Genomic DNA, 18,059 nt, shown 5'->3' with positions numbered 1-18,059 from the left:
AGATCAGATCCGCGCCTCCAGGATCAGGTTGAAGGGCGTCTCTGCGGCGCGACGGAAGCGCGTCAGGCCACCCTCGCGCGCGACCTTGCGCAGCCTTGCCTCGCCGGCTTGCGCGCCCAGCGCCAGGCCGACCTCCTGATCGAGCGATGCCGGCGTGCAGATCATGGTCGACGCTGCGTAGTAGACCCGCCCGACCGGATTGAGGTTATCCTCGAGGCGGTCGCCCGCGAACGGCTCGACCAGCATGCAGGTGCCGTCCTCGGCCATGGATTCGCGCACGTGACTGAGGGCGCCGACGGGATCGCCCATGTCGTGCAGGCAATCGAAGAAGCAGACGAGATCATAGCCTTCGGCCGGATAGGTCTTCGCCGAATGAACGGCGAAGGAGACCCGATCGTCCATCTTCGCCTCGGCGGTAGACTTTCGCGCGGCCTCGATCGAGCCCTCGTGATAGTCGAAGCCGTAGAAGCGCGAATTCGGGAAGGCCTCTGCCATCAGCCGTGTCGAGACGCCGTGCCCGCAGCCGACATCGGCGACCTTGGCGCCGCGCTTGAGCTTGTCCACCACGCCTTCGAGCGCCGGCAGCCACTCCTGCACCAGATGATGCTTGTAGCCGGTGCGGAAGAAGCGCGCCGTGCCGCAGAACAGGCATTCGCTGCGGCGGTTCCAGCCGACACCCTTGCCGCTCTTGAAGGCGTCCGTAACCTTCGGCTCGTCGAGAAACGTCGAGGCAACGACACTGCCGAATGCGCCGAGGAACACCGGGCTGTCCTCGTCGGCAAGCGCCATCGCTTGCTCTGGCTGCATGGAGAACTTGCCGGTCGCGGAATCGTATTCGATGTAGCCGGAAGCCGCCTGGCTCGCCAGCCACTCGCGGACGTAGCGCTCCTTCGTTCCGGTCGCGCTCGCGAGCTCAGCGGAGTTCATCGGCCCCTTGGCGAGGGCGCGGTAGAGACCGAGCTTGTCGCCCAGCAAGACCAGCGATGCATTCATCGCCGCGCCGAGCTCAGTGACCATCTTGCCCATAAAGGCATTCAACCTGTCGGAATTGACCTCCACGAGAGCCTCCATGCAATGTCGGGGCATTTACAAATCTTGCGTGCTGCCGGACCGGCCGCTTATCCGCAGGAGGGGACGAGTCCCAGAACTCCGCGGTTCCTCTATGTGGGTCAGGCCGGCGCGCGGCAGGTTCAACGCCTCACGACAACGACAGCACCTTGTGACTTGGAGTGTTCTTGAAATCGCGGAAGACGTATTCCTGGAACTGGATCAAGCGATGACCGGTCGCCATCGCTGGCATTCGTGACATCCCCAGAGTATAATTTGCGCACTTTTTGACGGTAGCTGAATGTCCAAGCTCGCAGATTCATCTGGTCTCGCAGTTCTATTCGCAGCGCTTTGTCTCGGCGGAGCGCCGGTTGACGCGCAAGTGGCGCCCCTGAGGTATTGGATACCGGGCGGGCCGTTCGGCTTCGGTGACAGTGTCAGCCAGAGCGGCGATACCTACGGCAACTTTCCGAGCTTCAAGGCCGGCGACACAGGCGGGCGCTACGATTTTGCGAATGGATTCTTTGTCGGAAGTGCACGCGGCAACGTTGGCTGGAACGGCCTCAGCCAGGTCCAGACATCCAGCAATTTCAGTGCGCTCTCTTATGAGGGCACGCAGTTCGGTTACAACTACAAGACTGCGGGCGGCATGCCCGTCACGTTCTTTGCCGGATTTGACACGCTGAAATACGGCAACGGCCTCGGTGGTTCGCTTGCGCCGCTCACCTCCAGCGCTACACCCGGCTACGGCGCATTCGCGGGTGTCGAATTCAAGCCGACCTCCAACCTCAGCCTGTCGTTCGGGGCCGGTTACACCCAGCAGCAATCGGGGCGCATGGACAGCGACATCAATTCGTCCATGCTGCCGGGCGAGTCGCCGGTTTTCGGCGGCCTTCGGCGCTAAGAGTTTACCGCGTAAACCGCGCCACAAGCTCCACATGCGGCGTGTGCCGGAATTGGTCGACGGGCACCACAGCCTCGATCTTGTAACCGCCGTCGATCAGGAGCCGCGCGTCGCGGGCGAAGGTTGCGACGTTGCAGGACACCGCGACCACGACCGGCACTTTGCTTGCGGCGAGCTTCAGCGCCTGCGCTTGCGCGCCCTGGCGCGGCGGGTCGAACACGACGGCGTCGAAGTCGCGCAGCTCCTGCGGCATCAGCGGTCGGCGGAACAGGTCGCGCGGCTCGGCCTTGATCGGCTTCAGGCCCGGGGTGCGCGCGGCCTTCGATAGCGCTGCGATTGCGGCGGCATCGCTGTCATAGGCGGCGATGCGCGCCTTTTCCGCAAGCCGGAGCGCGAACGGGCCGACACCGCAGAAGAGATCGGCGATCTCCTTGGCCTTGACGACGCGCATCGCGACGAGCGCGGCAAGCGTCTCCTCGCCCGCCACGGTTGCTTGCAGGAAGGACCCCGGGGGCAGCGTCACCTCGGCGCGGCCCATCTGCAGCGTCGGCGGCAGCCGCTGCAGCACCAGTTCGCCGTGCCGCGACAGCCGCGCCAGGCGATGCTGCTCGGCGATGCGCGACAGCACCGCCACCATCGCTGCCGGCAACCGGCCGGAGCCGCGCACATCGACATCGAGGCCGTTCTTGGTGGCCGTGATCTGGATGTCGAGTGGCTTCGTCACCGGCATCTTGGACGTCAAGGGTTCCGCGATCGCCCAGGCCGCATCGAGCGCGCCCTCGAGCGCGGGATCGAGGATCGGGCAGCGATGGATCGGGATGACGTCGTGCGAGCTTGCGGCGGCAAAGCCAACCTTGAGGATGTCGTGCGTGCCGAACCGGCCATGCAGCGTGATGCGGCGACGGCCGGCGCCATGAGCATCGACCAGCGGTGCCACCTCGCATTCGATGCCAGCCTGCGCCAGTGTCTCGACCACGAGGCCGCGCTTCCAGGCGTGATAGGGCGCGGCCGCCCAATGCTGGATCGCGCAGCCGCCGCAGATGCCGAAATGCGGACAGAACGGTTCGATGCGCTCGGGGCTCGCGACGTCGACCGCAAGCAGTTTGCGGCGGTCGGGATGGTTGCCCGCGACATGCTCGACCTCGACGGTCTCGCCGCCGAGCGCAAAAGGCACATAAATCGCCTCGCGTGCGTCGAGACAGACGCCGTCGCCGCGATGGCCGACGTGATCGATCCTCAAGCTCTCAACCACGGCGCGCGCCCAGGAAGAATTCGATGTTGCCGTCGCCGCCCTTGATCGGTGAGGGAAACACCTCGATGTCGGTGCAGCCGAGCGAGGCGGCGAACGCCGCGATGTCGTCGCAGATCTCCTTGTGCACGGCGGCGTCGCGGATGATGCCGCGCTTGTTGTGCTTCCGCTTCGCCTCGAACTGCGGCTTGATCAATGCGAGCAGGCTCATCGGCGCGGCCGCGAGCGACAGCGCCACGGGCAGCACCGTCTTCAGCGAGATGAAGCTGACATCGATGACGACGATATCGGGCCGCGCCGGCAGCCGTTTGCCCTCGTAGCTGCGGATGTCGGTCTCCTCCATCGACACGATCTTGGAGTGGCCGCGCAGCGAGGGGTGCAACTGCTCGCGCCCGACATCGACGGCGAAAACGAGGCTCGCGCCGTTGGCCAGCAGCACTTCGGTGAAACCGCCGGTAGAGGCGCCGACGTCGAGGCAGACATGGTCCTCGATATCGATGGGATAGCGCTCCAGCGCACCCGCAAGCTTGACGCCGCCGCGCGAGACGAAGGGATGCGCCGGCTCCGCCTGGATCACCGCGTCCTCGGCGATGGTCTCGGAGGGCTTCGCCACCAGTTTGTCGTCGGCGGTGACGAGGCCGGCCTCGATCGCCGCGCGCGCCCGTGCCCGGCTCTCGAACAGGCCGCGCTCGACCAAAAGAACATCCGCGCGCTTGCGGGCAAGGGACATCACGCTCTCCGGGAAGCGACTGGCGCTTATGTAGCGATAAGTCGCGCGGCCGCCATCCGGACGCAAGCCTCGAACGCGGTAAGATCGTGCCAGACGTCGACCGGCATCTCTGCCGGCGTCACCAGCGGGCAGCCGTGCAGCTCCAGCGCGTGGATCATCATGAGATTGTCGACCAGACCAAAATCCTCGACGGTCAGGCCCTGCGCATCGACCAGCCGCCCGTTCTCGGACGCAACATCGATGAAGCGGCCGACGCGGTCGACGTAGATAGCGGGATCGTTGGAATAGGCCAGACAAAACTTGCCGCGGCCGGCCATGTAGCCGAGCTCGTAGACGGTACCGGGATCTGCTCCGGCGCCGCGGAACGGCGTCAAATTGGCAATGATGGCGTCGGCCGCGTCCATCATCGCCTCGTTGCCGCAGAAGATCTGCCGCGAGGCGTCGGGCGCGGTGAGGTCGATCTCGTTATCGAGGGGATAAAGGCCGGTGAGCCCGAAGCGAGCGCAGATCGCAGCCTTCTGCCGGCCGATCTCCACCGCATCCGGCAGGAACACGTCGGGGCCTGCCAGATAGATTTTCATGGAAGCGGTGCTGCTTCGCGAAGGTCGAAGCTCGCCGTCAGGCGAGCTTGACCGTCTCGGTCTTGGCGTCCTTGCCGAGCGCCTCGAACACCTTGGCGACGATGCCCTTGGCGTCGAGACCGGCGCGGCCGTACATCGCGGCCGGCGTGTCATGGTCGAGGAACACGTCGGGCAGCACCATCGTGCGGAACTTCACCATGCCGCTGTCGAGCACGCCCTGATCGGTCAGGAACTGCGCAACATGCGAGCCGAAGCCGCCGACCGAGCCTTCCTCGATCGTGATCAGGATTTCGTGGTCGCGGGCGAGCTTGAGCACCAGGTCGGTGTCGAGCGGCTTCATGAAGCGGGCATCCGCGATGGTGGTGGAGAGGCCGTGCGCGGCGAGTTCGTCGGCCGCCTTCTCGCACTCGGCCAGGCGCGTGCCGAAGGAGAGCAGGGCGATCTTGTTGCCCTGGCGGATGACGCGGCCCTTGCCGATCTCGAGGGGAACGCCGACGTCGGGCATTTCGACGCCACGGCCTTCGCCGCGAGGATAGCGCAGCGCGCTGGGGCGGTCGTTGATCGCGACCTGAGTCGCGACCATGTGCACCATTTCGGCTTCGTCGCTAGCCGCCATGATCACCATGTTCGGCAGACAGCCCAGATAAGCGTTGTCGAACGAGCCGGCATGCGTCGCACCGTCGGCGCCGACGAGGCCGGCGCGGTCGATGGCGAAGCGCACGGGCAGGTTCTGGATCGCGACGTCATGCACGACCTGGTCGTAGCCGCGCTGCAGGAAGGTCGAGTAGATCGCGCAGAACGGCTTGTAGCCTTCGGTCGCAAGACCCGCGGCGAAGGTCACTGCATGCTGTTCGGCGATGCCGACGTCGAAAGTGCGGTCCGGGAACGCCTTGTTGAAGATGTCGACGCCGGTGCCCGACGGCATCGCCGCAGTGATGGCGACGATCTTGTCGTCCTTCTGCGCTTCCTTGACGAGGCTCTGGCCGAACACGTTCTGATAGGCCGGCGCGTTGGGCTTGGCCTTGACCTGCGTACCGGTCGCGACGTCGAACTTGACGACGGCGTGGTACTTGTCGGCGGAGGCTTCCGCCGGGCCGTAGCCCTTGCCCTTCTGCGTTACGACGTGGACCAGGATCGGGCCGGTCTCCATGTCGCGGACGTTCTTCAGCACGGGCAGCAGATGGTCGAGGTTGTGACCGTCGATCGGGCCGACATAGTAGAAGCCGAGCTCCTCGAACAGCGTGCCGCCGTCCATCATGAAGCCGCGGGAATATTCCTCGACGCGGTTGGCGCGGTTGGCGATGATCTTCGGCAGGCGCTTGTTGATCTGCTTGGCCGCCTCGCGCAGCGTGCGGTAGGTCTTGCCGGAATAGAGCCGCGACAGATAGGCGCTCATGGCGCCGACCGGCGGCGCGATCGACATGTCGTTGTCGTTGAGGATGACGATCAGGCGCGAATTCATCGCGCCCGCATTGTTCATGGCCTCATAGGCCATGCCTGCCGACATCGCGCCGTCACCGATGACGGCAATGACGTTGTTGGTTCCGCCGGCGAGGTCGCGCGCCACCGCCATGCCGAGGCCGGCCGAGATCGAGGTCGAGGAGTGCGCGGCGCCAAACGGATCGTAATCGCTCTCGCTGCGCTTGGTGAAACCGGACAGGCCGCCGCCGGTGCGCAGCGTGCGGATGCGGTCACGCCGGCCGGTGAGGATCTTGTGCGGATAGGCCTGGTGGCCGACGTCCCAGATCAGCCGGTCCCGCGGCGTGTCGAAGATGTAGTGGATCGCGGTGGTGAGCTCGACGACACCGAGGCCCGCGCCGAAGTGACCGCCGGTCACGGAAACGGCGTCGATGGTCTCCTGCCGCAGCTCGTCGGCGACCTGACGGACCTGCTCGATCTTGAGCTTGCGAAGGTCTTCCGGTGTCCGGATGGTGTCGAGAAGCGGCGTCTTACTGTATGCGTTCACGGCGATTTCCAATTTTTCAGCGCCGGAAGGTCATTCCGGCGCGCGATGGGTTTGCACAATATAGGCGCAGCGCGAGTCCTCAACCGTCGGAGCCACCTGCGAGGGGCACAGCCCCGTCTTCAAGCTTAAGTGAGCTTAAGTGCGCTCCGGTTCAGTCTCTGTGATCCCTGTCACGAAGATCGGCTTCGTCCGTCCCAGCCAATTTCATTAGCGATTTGAAGCACTTATCGCCAGCAATCGGTGCTTACGAAAGGCTTGCAAAAAGCCACAGTCCGCGCAGCTTTACACCAAACCTTGGACCAAAGCCAACCCGCTGGGCCGATTAGGGGTATGCAGGCGCACCCGGCAGGCCGGCTTGGTTAACCACGGCCCCGGGCGGAACGTTCCTCTCGCCCGGTTCCCTGGCAGGCTTTCGGGGGCGAAATTGAGGATATTTTTGGCCCTTCGCCGCTCCGGCAAGGGCCTCAAGGTTCCAAATGGCTTCTCAAATGGCTTTTGGAGGGTGGAAAAGAGGACAGGGTTACTGCACGTCGAGCGGCGCGGTGCCGGCGGCCTGGCCACTGGCGTCCGTGGTGATCTTGTCGACGCGCGCCTCGGCCTGGCGCAGAAGTTCCTCGCAGCGGCGCTTCAGCGCCTCGCCGCGCTCATAGATCGTCACCGATTCCTCGAGCGGCACCTTGCCGTCCTCGAGCCGCTTCACGATCGTTTCGAGTTCCTCGATCGCGCGCTCGAAGGTGAGCCTGGAGACGTCGACTTGGGTATTTTCGGCCATATCCATTTCCGATTGCCCGACTCGCGTTCCTCACCGAGAAAGCAGAGTTTTGCGGGCGTAATGTGGCGGGTGTCTTCAAGCGCCCATCAGGGCGCCGACATGCGCCGAAACAGATTCTTTCAGTCCTTGCAGATCATAGCCACCCTCGAGCACCGAAACAATTCGGCTACCTGCGGTCTTGTCGGCAAGGTCCATCAGCTTCCGCGTCACCCAGGCGTAGTCCTCTGCACGCAGGTTCAGCGACGCCAGCGGATCGCGATAATGCGCATCGAAGCCCGCGGAGACGATCAGGAGCTCAGGGCTGAACTTGGTGAGCTGCGGCAGGATCAGGTTCTCGAATGCGGCACGGAATTCCACGCCGCCGTCCTCTGAGGCGAGCGGCGCGTTGACGATGGTGTCGTGATCGCCGCGCTCGGAGCGGGCGCCGGTGCCCGGGAACAGCGGCATCTGGTGGGTCGAGCAGTACATCACGGTCGGATCCGACCAGAAGATATCCTGCGTACCGTTGCCGTGATGCACGTCGAAATCGATGATGCCGACACGCTTGATGCCGTATTTGCGCTGCGCATGGCGCGCGGCGATGGCGACATTGTCGAAGAAGCAGAAGCCCATCGGCTTGCCGATCTCGGCGTGATGGCCGGGCGGGCGCACCGCGACGAAGGCGTTGCGATGCTCGCCCGCCATCACCCGTTCGGTCGCGGCGACGGCGCCGCCGACCCCGCGCATCACCGCTTCCCAGGTACCCGGCGACATCGAGGTGTCGCCGTCGATATAGACCTGGCCGCTGGTTGGCGCGATGTGGCGCAGCTCGGTGACGTAATGCTCGTTGTGGCAGAGTGTGACGAGATCGAGATCGCCCTCGGGCGCCTGGTCGCGCACCAGATACTGGAATCGCTCATGCGACAGCGCTTCTTCCACCGCGCGCAAGCGGTCCGGCCGCTCGGGATGTCCCGGCGGCGTGACGTGGTCGAGGCAGGCCTTGTGGGAGAGGAGGAGCGTGCTCATCAGATCGTGCTCACGTCAATACGGGCTCTCGATGTCGCTTGGCGCATCCTGCGCCAAAACGCAATGCAAAACCCAATCTATGCGTTTGGCCGGGAATGGCAAACGGTGGTTCCGGTTCGGCCCGTTTGATCCGGATCAATTCACGCGCAGGATGCGGGTGGGCGGCAGAGGACCGATCGGACCATGTGCCCGGAAGAACGCATACAGTGCGTCGACATCGTAGCCGCCATATTGCGGCGATGCGCCCTGCTTGGCGACGGTGAAGCCGTCGCCCCCGACGGCGAGGTAGTCGTTGACGGTGACGCGATAGCCTTGCGCCGGCTCGATCGGCTTGCCGTCGAGCGTCATCTTGTCCGCGGCCACGCGCTCGCCGAACGGCTTTGACGCATCCCAGGTGTAGCTGAATCCGTTCGAGACCTGGAGGATGCGCGGCCGCTTCGGATCGAGCCATTGCTGCTCGAGCAGGTCCTTGAGCTGGCTGCCGGTGAGCGTCATGGTGACGAGGCGGTTGCGGAACGGCTGGCTCGCAAACACGTCGCCGAACGTCACCGCGCCATTCTCCTTCGGCACGATGTCGCTGCGGATGCCGCCCGGATTGGTGGCGGCAATGACGGCGGCGCCGTCCCTTGCGTCGCGCGTTGCGGCGAGCTGCGCATCCGCGATGACGTCGCCGAGCGCGCTTTCGCCGGCCTCGTTCGGCATCCGCGACAGCGTCTGCGTCACCGATCCCGCCGGGCGGTTGGCGATCGGCGCCGACAGCTTGTCGTAAGCCTCGATCAGCGCAGTCTGCTCTGGATCCTTTGCCAGCGAGGCAGTCGCGACGATGACGTTCTCGGCCTTGGCGCTGACGACGTCACGGCTCGCCGGATCGAGTGTGAGGTCGATCGCGGTGACCAGTGTGCCGTATTTGTCGCCGCTGGTGACGAGCCGTCCGTCGATGTTGCAGACGTATGCACGATGGGTGTGGCCGCTGACGACGACGTCGACCGCGCGGTCGAATTTCCTTGCGATCTCGACGATCGGCCCTGTTATGCCCGGACATTCATTGTAGTCGCCTGAGGGCTCGCCGCCCTGGTGGATCAGCACCACGATCGCCTCGACGCCACCCGCCTTCAGTTGCGGCACGAGCGCGTTCACCGTCTCGGCCTCGTCGCGGAATTCGAGGCCGGCAATGCCTTTGGGCGAGACGATGCCGGCGGTATCTTTCAAGGTCAGTCCGATGAAGGCGACGGGAATGCCGTCGAACTCCCTGATCTCAAAGGGCGGCAAGATGCTCTTGCCGGTCGCGGTCTCGATCGTGGAGGCCGCGAGATAGTGGAATTTCGCACCCAGGAAGGGATGCGGCCCCTGGCATCCATCCTCCGGATGACAGCCGCCATTCTGCATTCGTAAGAGCTCGGCCTTGCTCTCGTCGAATTCGTGGTTGCCGACCGAGGTGATCGCAAGCCCCATCATTGACAGCGACTCGATCGATGGCTCGTCGTGGAACATGGCGGACAGGAACGGACTTGCCCCGATCAGGTCGCCGGCCGCGACGAAGATCGTGTTCTTGTGCCCCTCGCGCAGTTGCTTGACCAGCGTCGCCATGTACTCGGCGCCGCCGGCCGCGACCGGCACCTTCTTGGCCTTGTCCTCGGGATCGCCGATGCGGATGCCGCCGGGCGGCGGCATCAGATTGCCATGAAAATCGTTGATCGCCAGGATGCGCAGCTCCACGGGCGCCGCGCTCTGCGCGGCGGCGGGCAGGGTGGTAGAGAGCGCCAGTGTGAGGGCGATCGGTATGAGTCGGAGCGTGTGTCGCATGGAACAAGACTAGACGCTCCAGGCGAAGATTTCACGAAGCTTTCTTCCTTCTCCCACAAAGGGGAGAGGGTCACAGCGTGCTCGTCTTCACCGCCGCTTCCTGTTCGCAAACGCGTTGAAGGCGGCTACGGCCTCGGCGGACTTCAACCGCTCGCCGAACAGATGGCCTTCCTGGTCGATGCGGCGGGTGAGCTCTTCCGGCGGCACGCGCAGCAATTTGCGTGAGATCGCAACCGCCTCGGCCGGCAGCCTGCAGATCTCGCGCGCCACCTTGCGCGCCTCGACTTCGGTGTGTCCCGGCGAGACCACGGTGTTGACGAAGCCGGCGACGTGCGCCTCGGCGGCGGTGAAGGTGCGTCCCATCACCAGCATCGCAAAAGCGCGCTGATAGCCCATGGTCTGCGGCATCAACAGGCTGGCTGCGCCGACCGGGACGAGCCCGAGATGGATGTAAGGCGCGGAAAAGGTCGCGGCCGTCGAGGCCAGCACATAGTCGCAATGGAACAGCAGCGCGGTGCCCATGCCGATCGCGACGCCGTCCACCGCGGCGATGATCGGCTTGGTGTTGAGAGCAAGCGAGTAGAGGAATTTTGCTCCTTCCGTCAGCGTTTCTCCGCCCGACTTGTCGGCCCTTAGGAAATCATCGATGTCGTCGCCGGCGGTAAACACGCCGGAGCCTCCGGTGATGATCATGCAGCGGATGTCGGGATTGTTCTGCGCGGTGTCGATCGCGTGGCTCATCTCGCGATACATGTCCTGCGTGATCGCGTTCTTCTTGTTCGGCCGGCGCAAGGTGATCACGCGCGTTGCGTGTTCCCCGGTCACGATGATGTTGCCGTTCGCCATAAGGATCCCCCGCGCGCCATTGCCGAGTCTCGCCGTCTCAGCCTACATGATCTCACGGGCGTGCCAATCCCGGGTTCAGCCTTTTCGACGGTGAGCCGCGTGCCCTCGGCGTATAACGTTGGCGCGGGGCGTGTTCGCCGCGAAAGCCGCGCCGGGTCTGCACCGGGCTACTCCGCATGCCCTGTTGCGCGTTGCAACAATCGGCTACAATGTTTCATTTGAAAAACCGGTGGTTGTGGCTCACGATCACCCGTCCCGCTCCATCTGGCTGATTGCGCGATCGATGGTTGCCGCAGAGAGCATCAACGAGTCCTCGCCACACTATCGCGGCTGGCGCGTCGTGCTTGCCTGTTTTCTGATGGCCTTCTTCATGTTCGGCTTCGGTCTGTACGGGCAGGGCGTCTATCTTTCGGAACTTCAGCGTGCACATGGCTGGCCAGGCACGCTCGTCTCCGCGGCCAGCACCTTCTCGTTCCTGCTGACCTCCGTCCTCGTCATCTTCACCGACGATCTGTTGGCTCGCTTCGGGCTGCGTTCGCTGACCCTGTGCGGCCTTTCGGCGCTCGGCGCATCGACGATCCTGCTGGCGCTGATGGCGGCGCCCTGGCAGCTCTATCTCGCCTACGCGCTGATGTCGCTCGGCTGGACCGGGATGGGTACCGTGGTGATCGCGACCGTGCTCAATTCCTGGTTCGAGCGGCGGCGCGGGCTCGCGCTCAGCCTCGCCTTCAACGGCGCGACCTGCGGCGGCATCGTGCTCGTGCCCGTGCTGCTGACGCTGACCGGCAGCATCGGCTTCCGCTCCGCGATGCTGGCGGCCACCACCGCGATGGTGGTGCTGCTGTTGCCGGTGATCGTGGCCTTCGTCGCCTGGCCGGCGGACATGACGCAGGCCGCCGGCGGAGGTGGGCCCGCGGGCGGCGCGCCTGCGGTGCATTCCCGCAAGGCGCTGCTCGGCAACCCGGCGTTCTGGACCATGGTGCTGCCGATCGCGATCGCGCTGCTGGCGCAGATGGGCTTCATCATCCATCAGGTGACGTTCCTCGAGCCGGCCATCGGCCGCTCGGCTGCGGGGCTCGCGGTGACCATCATGGCGACCATGGCCGTCGTCGGCCGCCTGTCGCTCGGCCTGTTCGTCGACCGGCTCGATCCGCGGCTCGCAAGCGCGGCGTCGATGACGAGCCAGGCGGCGGCGCTGTTCGTTCTCCTGCAAAGCACGAGCCCGACGGTGCTGCTCGTGTGCTGCGCCGTCTACGGCTTCTCGATCGGCAACATGATCACCTTCCCGCCGCTGATCATCCAGCGCGAGATCGGGCGCGATGCGTTCGCGGCCGCGATGGGACTGGGAACCTCGATCAGTGGCATCGTCAGCGCGTTCGGCCCCGGCATCGTCGGCCTCGCGCGCAGCTTCACCGGCGATTACACGATGGCGTTCACACTTTGCGTCGTGCTCGACCTGGTCGCCGCGGGAATCGTACTATGGCGGCCTGGGCAGGGCATGCAGGGATCGTAGGTCCGTAGCCCGGGTGGAGCGAAGCGTAATCCGGGACCGCACGAGAGTGCGGCACGCGCGCTCCGCACATTCGGCGTCATCGCCCGACTTGATCGGGCGATCCAGTACTCCGAGACGTCTGTCGTCCCTTGAGAAGCCGCGGCGTACTGTCATTCCCCGCTTTCGCGGGGAATGACAGCGGAGAACGGGCTCGCGGCTTTCCTAGCGTCGCGGTGACGACGGGACGGCAGCGCGCCCGCCTTACCCCAACAACACCGCATCCGCCGCCGCAACCGACTCCGCGCTTTCCGTCACCGTGCGCTCGAGCGCTCCCGCCTGCACGGTAATGTTCTCGGCGAAGAAGCGGGCGAGCGAGACGTAGCGCGGCGCCTCCGTATTGCCGTCGCCCTTGGCGGCGAGCGCCTCGGCCGCCAGCATGCAGCCGCCGAGCGTGGCGCCGAATTGCTGTAAATAGGGCGTGGCGCCGGCGAGTGCATCGTTCGGCGCGGAGGCGACCCGCTCCAGCAGCCACTTGCTGGTGCGCATCAAGGCTGCAAGCGCCTCGCGCAGCTTTGCGGGCGTGGTGCCGAAGGCGGGATCGTTGGAGGCTTCGACCTGCTTGACGATGGCGGCGAGCTCGTCAAGCAGCGCCCACACCGACGCGCCGCCGTTCGCTGCGAGCTTGCGCGTGACGAGGTCGATCGCCTGAATGCCGTTGGTGCCCTCATAGATCGTGGTGATGCGCGCGTCGCGATAGTGCTGGGCGGCGCCGGTCTCCTCGATGAAACCCATGCCGCCATGCACCTGCACGCCAAGATAGGCGACCTCGTTGCCGACATCGGTGGAATAGGCCTTTGCGATCGGCGTCAGCAATGCCGCGCGCGCGGCGGCGTCGGCCCGCACCTTGGCGTCCTTGGCGCGCGTGGAGACGTCGATCGCCACCGCCGTGGCGTAGCAGATGGTGCGCGCCGCCGCGGTCTGCGCCCGCATCCGCATCAGTGTGCGCTTGACGTCCGGGTGGACGAAGATTGCATCCGAGCCGTCGCCCCTCTTGCCGACGGCGCGGCCTTGGCGGCGCTCCTGGGCGTAGGCCAGAGCCTGCTGATAGGCGCGATCGGCAACCCCGACGCCTTCGAGGCCGACACCGAGTCGGGCCTGGTTCATCATGGTGAACATGCAGCGCATGCCCTGGTTCTCTTCGCCGATCAAAAATCCGATCGCGCCGCCATGGTCGCCCATGGTCATGGTACAGGTTGGGGATGCATGCATGCCGAGCTTGTGCTCGACGCCGCTCGCATAGATGTCGTTGCGCGCGCCAAGCGAGCCGTCGGCGTTGACCATGAACTTGGGAACAAGAAAGAGCGAAATGCCCTTGGTGCCGGCGGGCGCGTCCGGCAGGCGGGCCAGCACGAAATGCACGATATTGTCGGTCATGTCGTGCTCGCCATAGGTGATGAAGATCTTCGTCCCCTTGATGCGGTAGGTGCCGTCGGCCTGCCGCTCGGCGCGGGTGCGCAGCGCGCCGACGTCGGAGCCGGCCTGCGGTTCGGTGAGCTGCATGGTGCCGGTCCATTCGCCGGTGACGAGCTTCTCGAGATAGATCCTCTTCAGCTCCTCGCTGCCATGCGCCTCAAGCGCCTCCATCGCGGAGGCCGTGAGCAGCGGGCAGAGGCCGAAGGCGACATTGGAGGCGCTCCAGATCTCGGTGCAGGCGGCGTTGATCGCGAGCGGCAGCCCTTGGCCGCCGAAGGCTTCCGGCCCGGACACCGCGTTCCAGCCGCCGTCGGTCCAGCGCTTGTAGGCGTCGGGCCAGCCCGGCGCGGTGGTGACCTTGCCGGCATCGAGCTTGATGCCGTGCTCGTCGCCGACGCGGTTGAGCGGCGCCAGCACGTCGGTTGCGAACTTGCCGGCTTCCTCCAGCACGGCGCTCGCGATCTCGGCGTCGAAATCGCCGTAATGGCCGGCCTCCACGGCGGCCTTCAGGCCGGCGCCATGGTTGAGCGACAGCAGCATGTCAGAGATCGGCGCGCGGTAGGTCATAGCTCACTCCCGTAGGCATCATTGGCGCCGTATTCCCATGAAACGGGGGAGGTCTCAACTGCCGGGACGGGCCGATCGGTGATCGGACGGGCAAGTCCCGCCCGGAACGGGCCAATCGTCGCGATCATAATAGAGTATGGCGCTCCACCCCGGGACCTATGGTATTTTGCCCGTCCAGGCGGTTGAAATGCCGCGCCGCTCCCTATAGACCGGCACGGCTTGAGGGAATCTGCGGTAGCCCGTTCTTCCGTCGTTGCTTCAGGTCTGTTGGGGCGTAGCCAAGCGGTAAGGCAGCGGATTTTGATTCCGCCATTCGGAGGTTCGATCCCTCCCGCCCCAGCCAGTTGATATTGCTCGCCAAATCATCTCTTTCGTTGCTTCATTTGGAAATTGCGTAATTCGCTGCTCCGTTGAAGAAAGACGTCGCTACTTCGCGCTACGTATCTTTTTTCTCCACCGACAGCGGCATAGCGCTGCGGACCCCTACGTGAAGCTTGCGCGCTGAGTTTCCACGGCGACGATCTCCGCCTCGATCTGCCCGGATGCTTGGAGGTGACATCCTTGGGTCCGTGGGCCTCATGTCACCTACTGTCCTTTGACGACGCGCGGCTAACCAGGATCTGTCGATTACGAATGATACGTTGGGCAGGCGCGAAAATGCCCAAGGATTAGCCACGCCGATGATGTCGCCAAGCCCGCGTCAAAGATGAACACCGGTCAATTGGATGCTGCAAAAAGCGAGTCAATTTATATCGCAAAGGTGACGCAAGGTTGCCGGGACGGACCTCTCCCGTTCGAATATCGCAATGATGTCATCGGCCGGCACGCGACCTGTTTCCAACCGCCGGCGTAAGCCATCGAGAGATCCACAATCGAACCCCCATGGGGCGAGCACGTCCGGCATTCGTGTAAGCACTTCGGTGGCGCGCTCCCTCACGAAGCCGATATTGATACCGTCACAGGCAATCCGACCCATATCGTAAACGCGCGTCTGGTCAGAAGCCCGGCCCTTCAAGTCGTCGTCCAGGAGGAGTGCGAGCCAGAGCAAAAAGTAGTTGCGATAATCCGTGAGCGAATTTGTCATTTCAAAAGGTTTCAGCTCCAGACGCAGACCCTCGTCAGGATGAATCTCGATTGCGGGAGCTGTTACGCTGCGATGATAGGTCCGCACGGACTTGCCAATGCGTCCCCGAATGCGCCAGAGCTCGCCTTGCCGTAGCGGTGAAGCGAGAGTGAGTGCGGTAAGGGCGGGTATGTAGTAATTCACCTTCTCATTCAAATCTTTCAGATCGATGCGTGCCGAGAGGCTCTCCGGAAGGCTGATATTGACGTCCGGGCCGTAGGTCACCATGGCTTCCATCGCCCACTGCCAAAAGTCGTACCGCCGCTTGTTTTGTGGACCTCGGAAGGCGACTTCGGTCGGATGGAACGACAGCACGACGGCTTGAAAGCCAAGGTGCTGCAAAGCCTGCTGCAGACGAGCGTGCAGAACCTTGAGCGACGCAAGGCATTCGTCGATGGATTCGCAGATCGGTGTGCGAATCTCCACGCCCTTCGGCAGCAAGTCGATGGGATTCATGTCGGGATCGGGAAGGTGATAACCCTCGACGACGTAGGGGCTCGGTTTACGATGAGGCGGCTCGACCTTGAAGCCATCGCATTGGAAGTCGTCTACCGGAATGGCCTCAAGCGTGGAGTTCAACGTCTGAAAGATTAAATCCGGGTGCCACAAGGGACGGAATGACACGGCATCGACCAAGAGGAATTCCGCCTCAAGACCAAAGCGAAACCCTCTATGACGACGCTCAATCATGACTAGGCTCACGCACGCAAGAGAGTGCGACCCAGCGTGACGAACCCGTCAGGTCGCGAAGTCCCGCTCTTTCTGGGGTGGCTGGCTGTTCCGTCGACCGCCCTAGTTTCCGAGCAGAACCTTGCGGCGGGCGGATACCGGCCAGCGCCGGCACGTGATGCCTGACCGCTTGCAACACAGTGGTGTCGGAAAATAAGTAGCCCATTTGTCCGTGCGCAATCTGCCCGAAAAATCAAGCGCTGCGCAGTGCTTGGACAAGGAGCTGTCTGACGGGGAGACTGCTTACCCCGTGCAATGCAGGCTAGTGAACTTTCCCTGCTGACGCAAGCCTGTTGGGGTAACACCGCAACTGTGCAGGGAGCCCGTGCTACCGCAGTAAGCCAACCAAATGGTCGCACTTAGTTGTGCTTGGTTGGTGGGCCTCCGGAGACCAGTTTGTCTTTGCGAACCGAAGTTTGCAGGAGCCGTTAGCCTCCGTCGAACGGAGGAGGAGAGATCATTTTTGTTCTTGCAGTAGCAACGGCAATATCGTTGTCCTTTGCCTTGGTTCCCGCATCTGCCGAAGCCTCCGAATTATCCAAGACCTATAAGCAGCGGCAATCGGCTCCGATACAGCCCAGACCGCGCGCCACAGCAGTCGGACCCCTCTGGGGAGCAAGAGCGGGCGCGTAGTAAGAACATTCAGGTTGGACTGTCAGCGGTTCGATTGTCCCTGCGTGCGGTTTGGCTGTTGCAGGAAGCCCAGAAGTTGCGCAGTCAGGAACTCTGGATTTTCGTCCGGCAACCAATGGCCCGTCTCGGGCGCAACGCCGCCGCGAACATCTTGGGCAATCTCTCTTGCCATCGTGACCTCGACCATGCCGTTGCTTTTATCGCCGGCGAGCGCCAGGACAGGCATCGATAGTTTTCGTTTTTCGAGCTCCGCAAAGCGGCGCTCATCCTCGGGGAAGGCGCGATAAAGCTCGAAGCCGGCACGCAAACCACCGGGCGCCGCGTAAGCGGTTGCGCAGACGGCGATGTCTTCATCCAAGACCGGCCGAAAGGCCCTCTTCCTGTAGAAATCGCGGATGAACTGATACTCGTGTCCCCTCACGAGCAGCTCGGCAATGTCGCGCTGCTGGAAAAGCCCAAAATGCCAAAGCTCCGGGTCGGGCTTTGATTTTGCTTCGTTCCATGCCGTCGTCGCTGGAATCGGCACGTCGAGCATGGTGAGCGTCTGGACCTCGTCCGGCCATTGTGCTGCGTACGCGTAGGCAACCATCACGCCGATGTCGCGGCCAACCAGATGTAGCTGGCTTGCGCCAAGTTGATGGACAAGCGCGCGAATATCTGCAGCCATGGTCGCCTTGTCGTAGCCGCCAGGAGGCTTTTCAGAATCACCAGCGCATTTCAAGCAGGAACTAGCTCCGCATCTCACTCGTTTTGATCTCATCCATCGTTGCGTTGCAGAGATCTAAACATGGCTATCGACTTCAATCATACGATTCTGGCAGCTCGCGACAGCAAGGCGTCGGCCGATTTCCTGGCCGAGGTGCTAGGGCTCCCCGCGCCGCGGCGCTGGGGACCATTCCACATGGTGACGACCGACAACGACGCCAATCTCGACTATATGGAAAGCAAAGGAGAGTTCGCGCGCCAGCACTACGCCTTCCGGTCGGCGATGCCGAGTTCGACGCGATCTTCGATCGGATTCGCAAGCGGAAGCTCACCTACTGGGCTGATCCCGCGCAGCGAAATCCGGGCAAGATCAACGATCACGACGGCGGACGCGGCCTCTATTTCGAAGAGTTGAACGGGCATCTGCTCGAAAT

15 protein-coding genes and 1 tRNA gene are annotated in these 18,059 nt (G+C 63.8%); 4 read left to right on the top strand and 12 right to left on the bottom strand.

The annotated features are described in order from the left end of the window. Nucleotides 1-3 precede the first annotated feature (3 nt). Nucleotides 4-1,071, bottom strand: coding sequence for a class I SAM-dependent methyltransferase (locus tag MTR72_RS04960; RefSeq protein WP_280965312.1), 1,068 nt, complete (start codon nucleotides 1,069-1,071; stop codon nucleotides 4-6). A gap of 277 nt (nucleotides 1,072-1,348) precedes the next feature. Here MTR72_RS04960 and MTR72_RS04955 point away from each other — a divergent pair, with 277 nt between their 5' ends. Further along, nucleotides 1,349-1,951: a hypothetical protein gene (locus tag MTR72_RS04955; RefSeq protein WP_280965311.1), complete on the top strand. Its 603-nt coding sequence runs from the start codon at nucleotides 1,349-1,351 to the stop codon at nucleotides 1,949-1,951. A 4-nt stretch (nucleotides 1,952-1,955) separates the two neighbouring features. Here MTR72_RS04955 and MTR72_RS04950 read toward each other — a convergent pair whose 3' ends face one another. The 8 genes from MTR72_RS04950 to MTR72_RS04915 all read right to left on the bottom strand — a co-directional run bounded on the left by MTR72_RS04950 (nucleotide 1,956) and on the right by MTR72_RS04915 (nucleotide 10,903). Beyond that, the gene (locus tag MTR72_RS04950; protein ID WP_280965310.1) at nucleotides 1,956-3,203 is read right to left on the bottom strand and encodes a class I SAM-dependent RNA methyltransferase; all 1,248 of its coding nucleotides are present in this window, start codon (nucleotides 3,201-3,203) and stop codon (nucleotides 1,956-1,958) included. Continuing rightward, entirely contained in the window at nucleotides 3,196-3,930 is a 735-nt protein-coding gene (locus MTR72_RS04945; protein WP_280965309.1) for a TlyA family RNA methyltransferase, read from the bottom strand. Before MTR72_RS04945 ends, MTR72_RS04950 begins: the two co-directional genes overlap by 8 nt. A gap of 26 nt (nucleotides 3,931-3,956) precedes the next feature. Beyond that, nucleotides 3,957-4,511, bottom strand: a complete 555-nt coding sequence (locus tag MTR72_RS04940) for a nucleoside 2-deoxyribosyltransferase (RefSeq protein WP_280965308.1) — start codon at nucleotides 4,509-4,511, stop codon at nucleotides 3,957-3,959. Nucleotides 4,512-4,548: 37 nt separating this feature from the next. After that, nucleotides 4,549-6,477: a 1-deoxy-D-xylulose-5-phosphate synthase gene (gene dxs, locus MTR72_RS04935; RefSeq protein ID WP_280965307.1), complete on the bottom strand. Its 1,929-nt coding sequence runs from the start codon at nucleotides 6,475-6,477 to the stop codon at nucleotides 4,549-4,551. A 520-nt stretch (nucleotides 6,478-6,997) separates the two neighbouring features. Then, entirely contained in the window at nucleotides 6,998-7,249 is a 252-nt protein-coding gene (locus MTR72_RS04930) for an exodeoxyribonuclease VII small subunit (protein WP_014497196.1), read from the bottom strand. Between the two features lie 75 nt (nucleotides 7,250-7,324). After that, the gene (locus tag MTR72_RS04925) at nucleotides 7,325-8,254 is read right to left on the bottom strand and encodes a histone deacetylase family protein (protein WP_341510144.1); all 930 of its coding nucleotides are present in this window, start codon (nucleotides 8,252-8,254) and stop codon (nucleotides 7,325-7,327) included. 135 nt (nucleotides 8,255-8,389) lie between these two features. Further along, nucleotides 8,390-10,057: a bifunctional metallophosphatase/5'-nucleotidase gene (locus MTR72_RS04920; RefSeq protein ID WP_280965305.1), complete on the bottom strand. Its 1,668-nt coding sequence runs from the start codon at nucleotides 10,055-10,057 to the stop codon at nucleotides 8,390-8,392. An 87-nt stretch (nucleotides 10,058-10,144) separates the two neighbouring features. After that, nucleotides 10,145-10,903: an enoyl-CoA hydratase-related protein gene (locus tag MTR72_RS04915; RefSeq protein ID WP_280965304.1), complete on the bottom strand. Its 759-nt coding sequence runs from the start codon at nucleotides 10,901-10,903 to the stop codon at nucleotides 10,145-10,147. A 283-nt stretch (nucleotides 10,904-11,186) separates the two neighbouring features. On the opposite strand from MTR72_RS04915, the gene MTR72_RS04910 reads away from it, so the two are divergent. Further along, nucleotides 11,187-12,416 (top strand): MFS transporter, encoded by a 1,230-nt coding sequence (locus tag MTR72_RS04910; protein ID WP_341510143.1) that lies wholly within the window; start codon nucleotides 11,187-11,189, stop codon nucleotides 12,414-12,416. Between the two features lie 240 nt (nucleotides 12,417-12,656). Here the strand turns inward: MTR72_RS04910 and MTR72_RS04905 are convergent, their stop codons facing one another. Further along, the gene (locus tag MTR72_RS04905) at nucleotides 12,657-14,435 is read right to left on the bottom strand and encodes an acyl-CoA dehydrogenase (RefSeq protein WP_280965302.1); all 1,779 of its coding nucleotides are present in this window, start codon (nucleotides 14,433-14,435) and stop codon (nucleotides 12,657-12,659) included. Nucleotides 14,436-14,703: 268 nt separating this feature from the next. Between MTR72_RS04905 and MTR72_RS04900 the strand changes: the two genes are divergently transcribed. After that, a tRNA-Gln gene (locus MTR72_RS04900) sits at nucleotides 14,704-14,778 on the top strand. A gap of 399 nt (nucleotides 14,779-15,177) precedes the next feature. On the opposite strand, the gene MTR72_RS04895 is transcribed toward MTR72_RS04900, so the two are convergent. Then, on the bottom strand, nucleotides 15,178-16,248 hold the full coding sequence (locus MTR72_RS04895; RefSeq protein WP_280965301.1) for a glutamate-cysteine ligase family protein: 1,071 nt from the start codon (nucleotides 16,246-16,248) through the stop codon (nucleotides 15,178-15,180). 694 nt (nucleotides 16,249-16,942) lie between these two features. Beyond that, the gene (locus MTR72_RS04890; RefSeq protein ID WP_280971381.1) at nucleotides 16,943-17,680 is read right to left on the bottom strand and encodes an alpha/beta fold hydrolase; all 738 of its coding nucleotides are present in this window, start codon (nucleotides 17,678-17,680) and stop codon (nucleotides 16,943-16,945) included. 27 nt (nucleotides 17,681-17,707) lie between these two features. On the opposite strand from MTR72_RS04890, the gene MTR72_RS04885 reads away from it, so the two are divergent. Then, nucleotides 17,708-18,040 (top strand): hypothetical protein, encoded by a 333-nt coding sequence (locus tag MTR72_RS04885; protein WP_341510142.1) that lies wholly within the window; start codon nucleotides 17,708-17,710, stop codon nucleotides 18,038-18,040. Nucleotides 18,041-18,059 lie beyond the last annotated feature (19 nt).

Source organism: Bradyrhizobium sp. ISRA442, from assembly GCF_038085055.1.
Lineage (GTDB): Bacteria > Pseudomonadota > Alphaproteobacteria > Rhizobiales > Xanthobacteraceae > Bradyrhizobium.
This window is presented reverse-complemented; position numbering and strand designations above follow the sequence as displayed.

What these genes read in the sequence shown, in the direction of transcription:
- MTR72_RS04960 (WP_280965312.1), bottom strand. Translation starts at nt 1,071, where the DNA reads ATGGAGGCTCTCGTGGAGGTCAATTCCGACAGGTTGAATGCCTTTATG.
- MTR72_RS04955 (WP_280965311.1), top strand. Translation starts at nt 1,349, where the DNA reads ATGTCCAAGCTCGCAGATTCATCTGGTCTCGCAGTTCTATTCGCAGCG.
- MTR72_RS04945 (WP_280965309.1), bottom strand. Translation starts at nt 3,930, where the DNA reads ATGTCCCTTGCCCGCAAGCGCGCGGATGTTCTTTTGGTCGAGCGCGGC.
- MTR72_RS04940 (WP_280965308.1), bottom strand. Translation starts at nt 4,511, where the DNA reads ATGAAAATCTATCTGGCAGGCCCCGACGTGTTCCTGCCGGATGCGGTG.
- MTR72_RS04930 (WP_014497196.1), bottom strand. Translation starts at nt 7,249, where the DNA reads ATGGCCGAAAATACCCAAGTCGACGTCTCCAGGCTCACCTTCGAGCGC.
- MTR72_RS04925 (WP_341510144.1), bottom strand. Translation starts at nt 8,254, where the DNA reads ATGAGCACGCTCCTCCTCTCCCACAAGGCCTGCCTCGACCACGTCACG.
- MTR72_RS04920 (WP_280965305.1), bottom strand. Translation starts at nt 10,057, where the DNA reads ATGCGACACACGCTCCGACTCATACCGATCGCCCTCACACTGGCGCTC.
- MTR72_RS04915 (WP_280965304.1), bottom strand. Translation starts at nt 10,903, where the DNA reads ATGGCGAACGGCAACATCATCGTGACCGGGGAACACGCAACGCGCGTG.
- MTR72_RS04910 (WP_341510143.1), top strand. Translation starts at nt 11,187, where the DNA reads ATGGTTGCCGCAGAGAGCATCAACGAGTCCTCGCCACACTATCGCGGC.
- MTR72_RS04905 (WP_280965302.1), bottom strand. Translation starts at nt 14,435, where the DNA reads ATGACCTACCGCGCGCCGATCTCTGACATGCTGCTGTCGCTCAACCAT.
- MTR72_RS04895 (WP_280965301.1), bottom strand. Translation starts at nt 16,248, where the DNA reads ATGATTGAGCGTCGTCATAGAGGGTTTCGCTTTGGTCTTGAGGCGGAA.
- MTR72_RS04890 (WP_280971381.1), bottom strand. Translation starts at nt 17,680, where the DNA reads ATGAGATCAAAACGAGTGAGATGCGGAGCTAGTTCCTGCTTGAAATGC.
- MTR72_RS04885 (WP_341510142.1), top strand. Translation starts at nt 17,708, where the DNA reads ATGGCTATCGACTTCAATCATACGATTCTGGCAGCTCGCGACAGCAAG.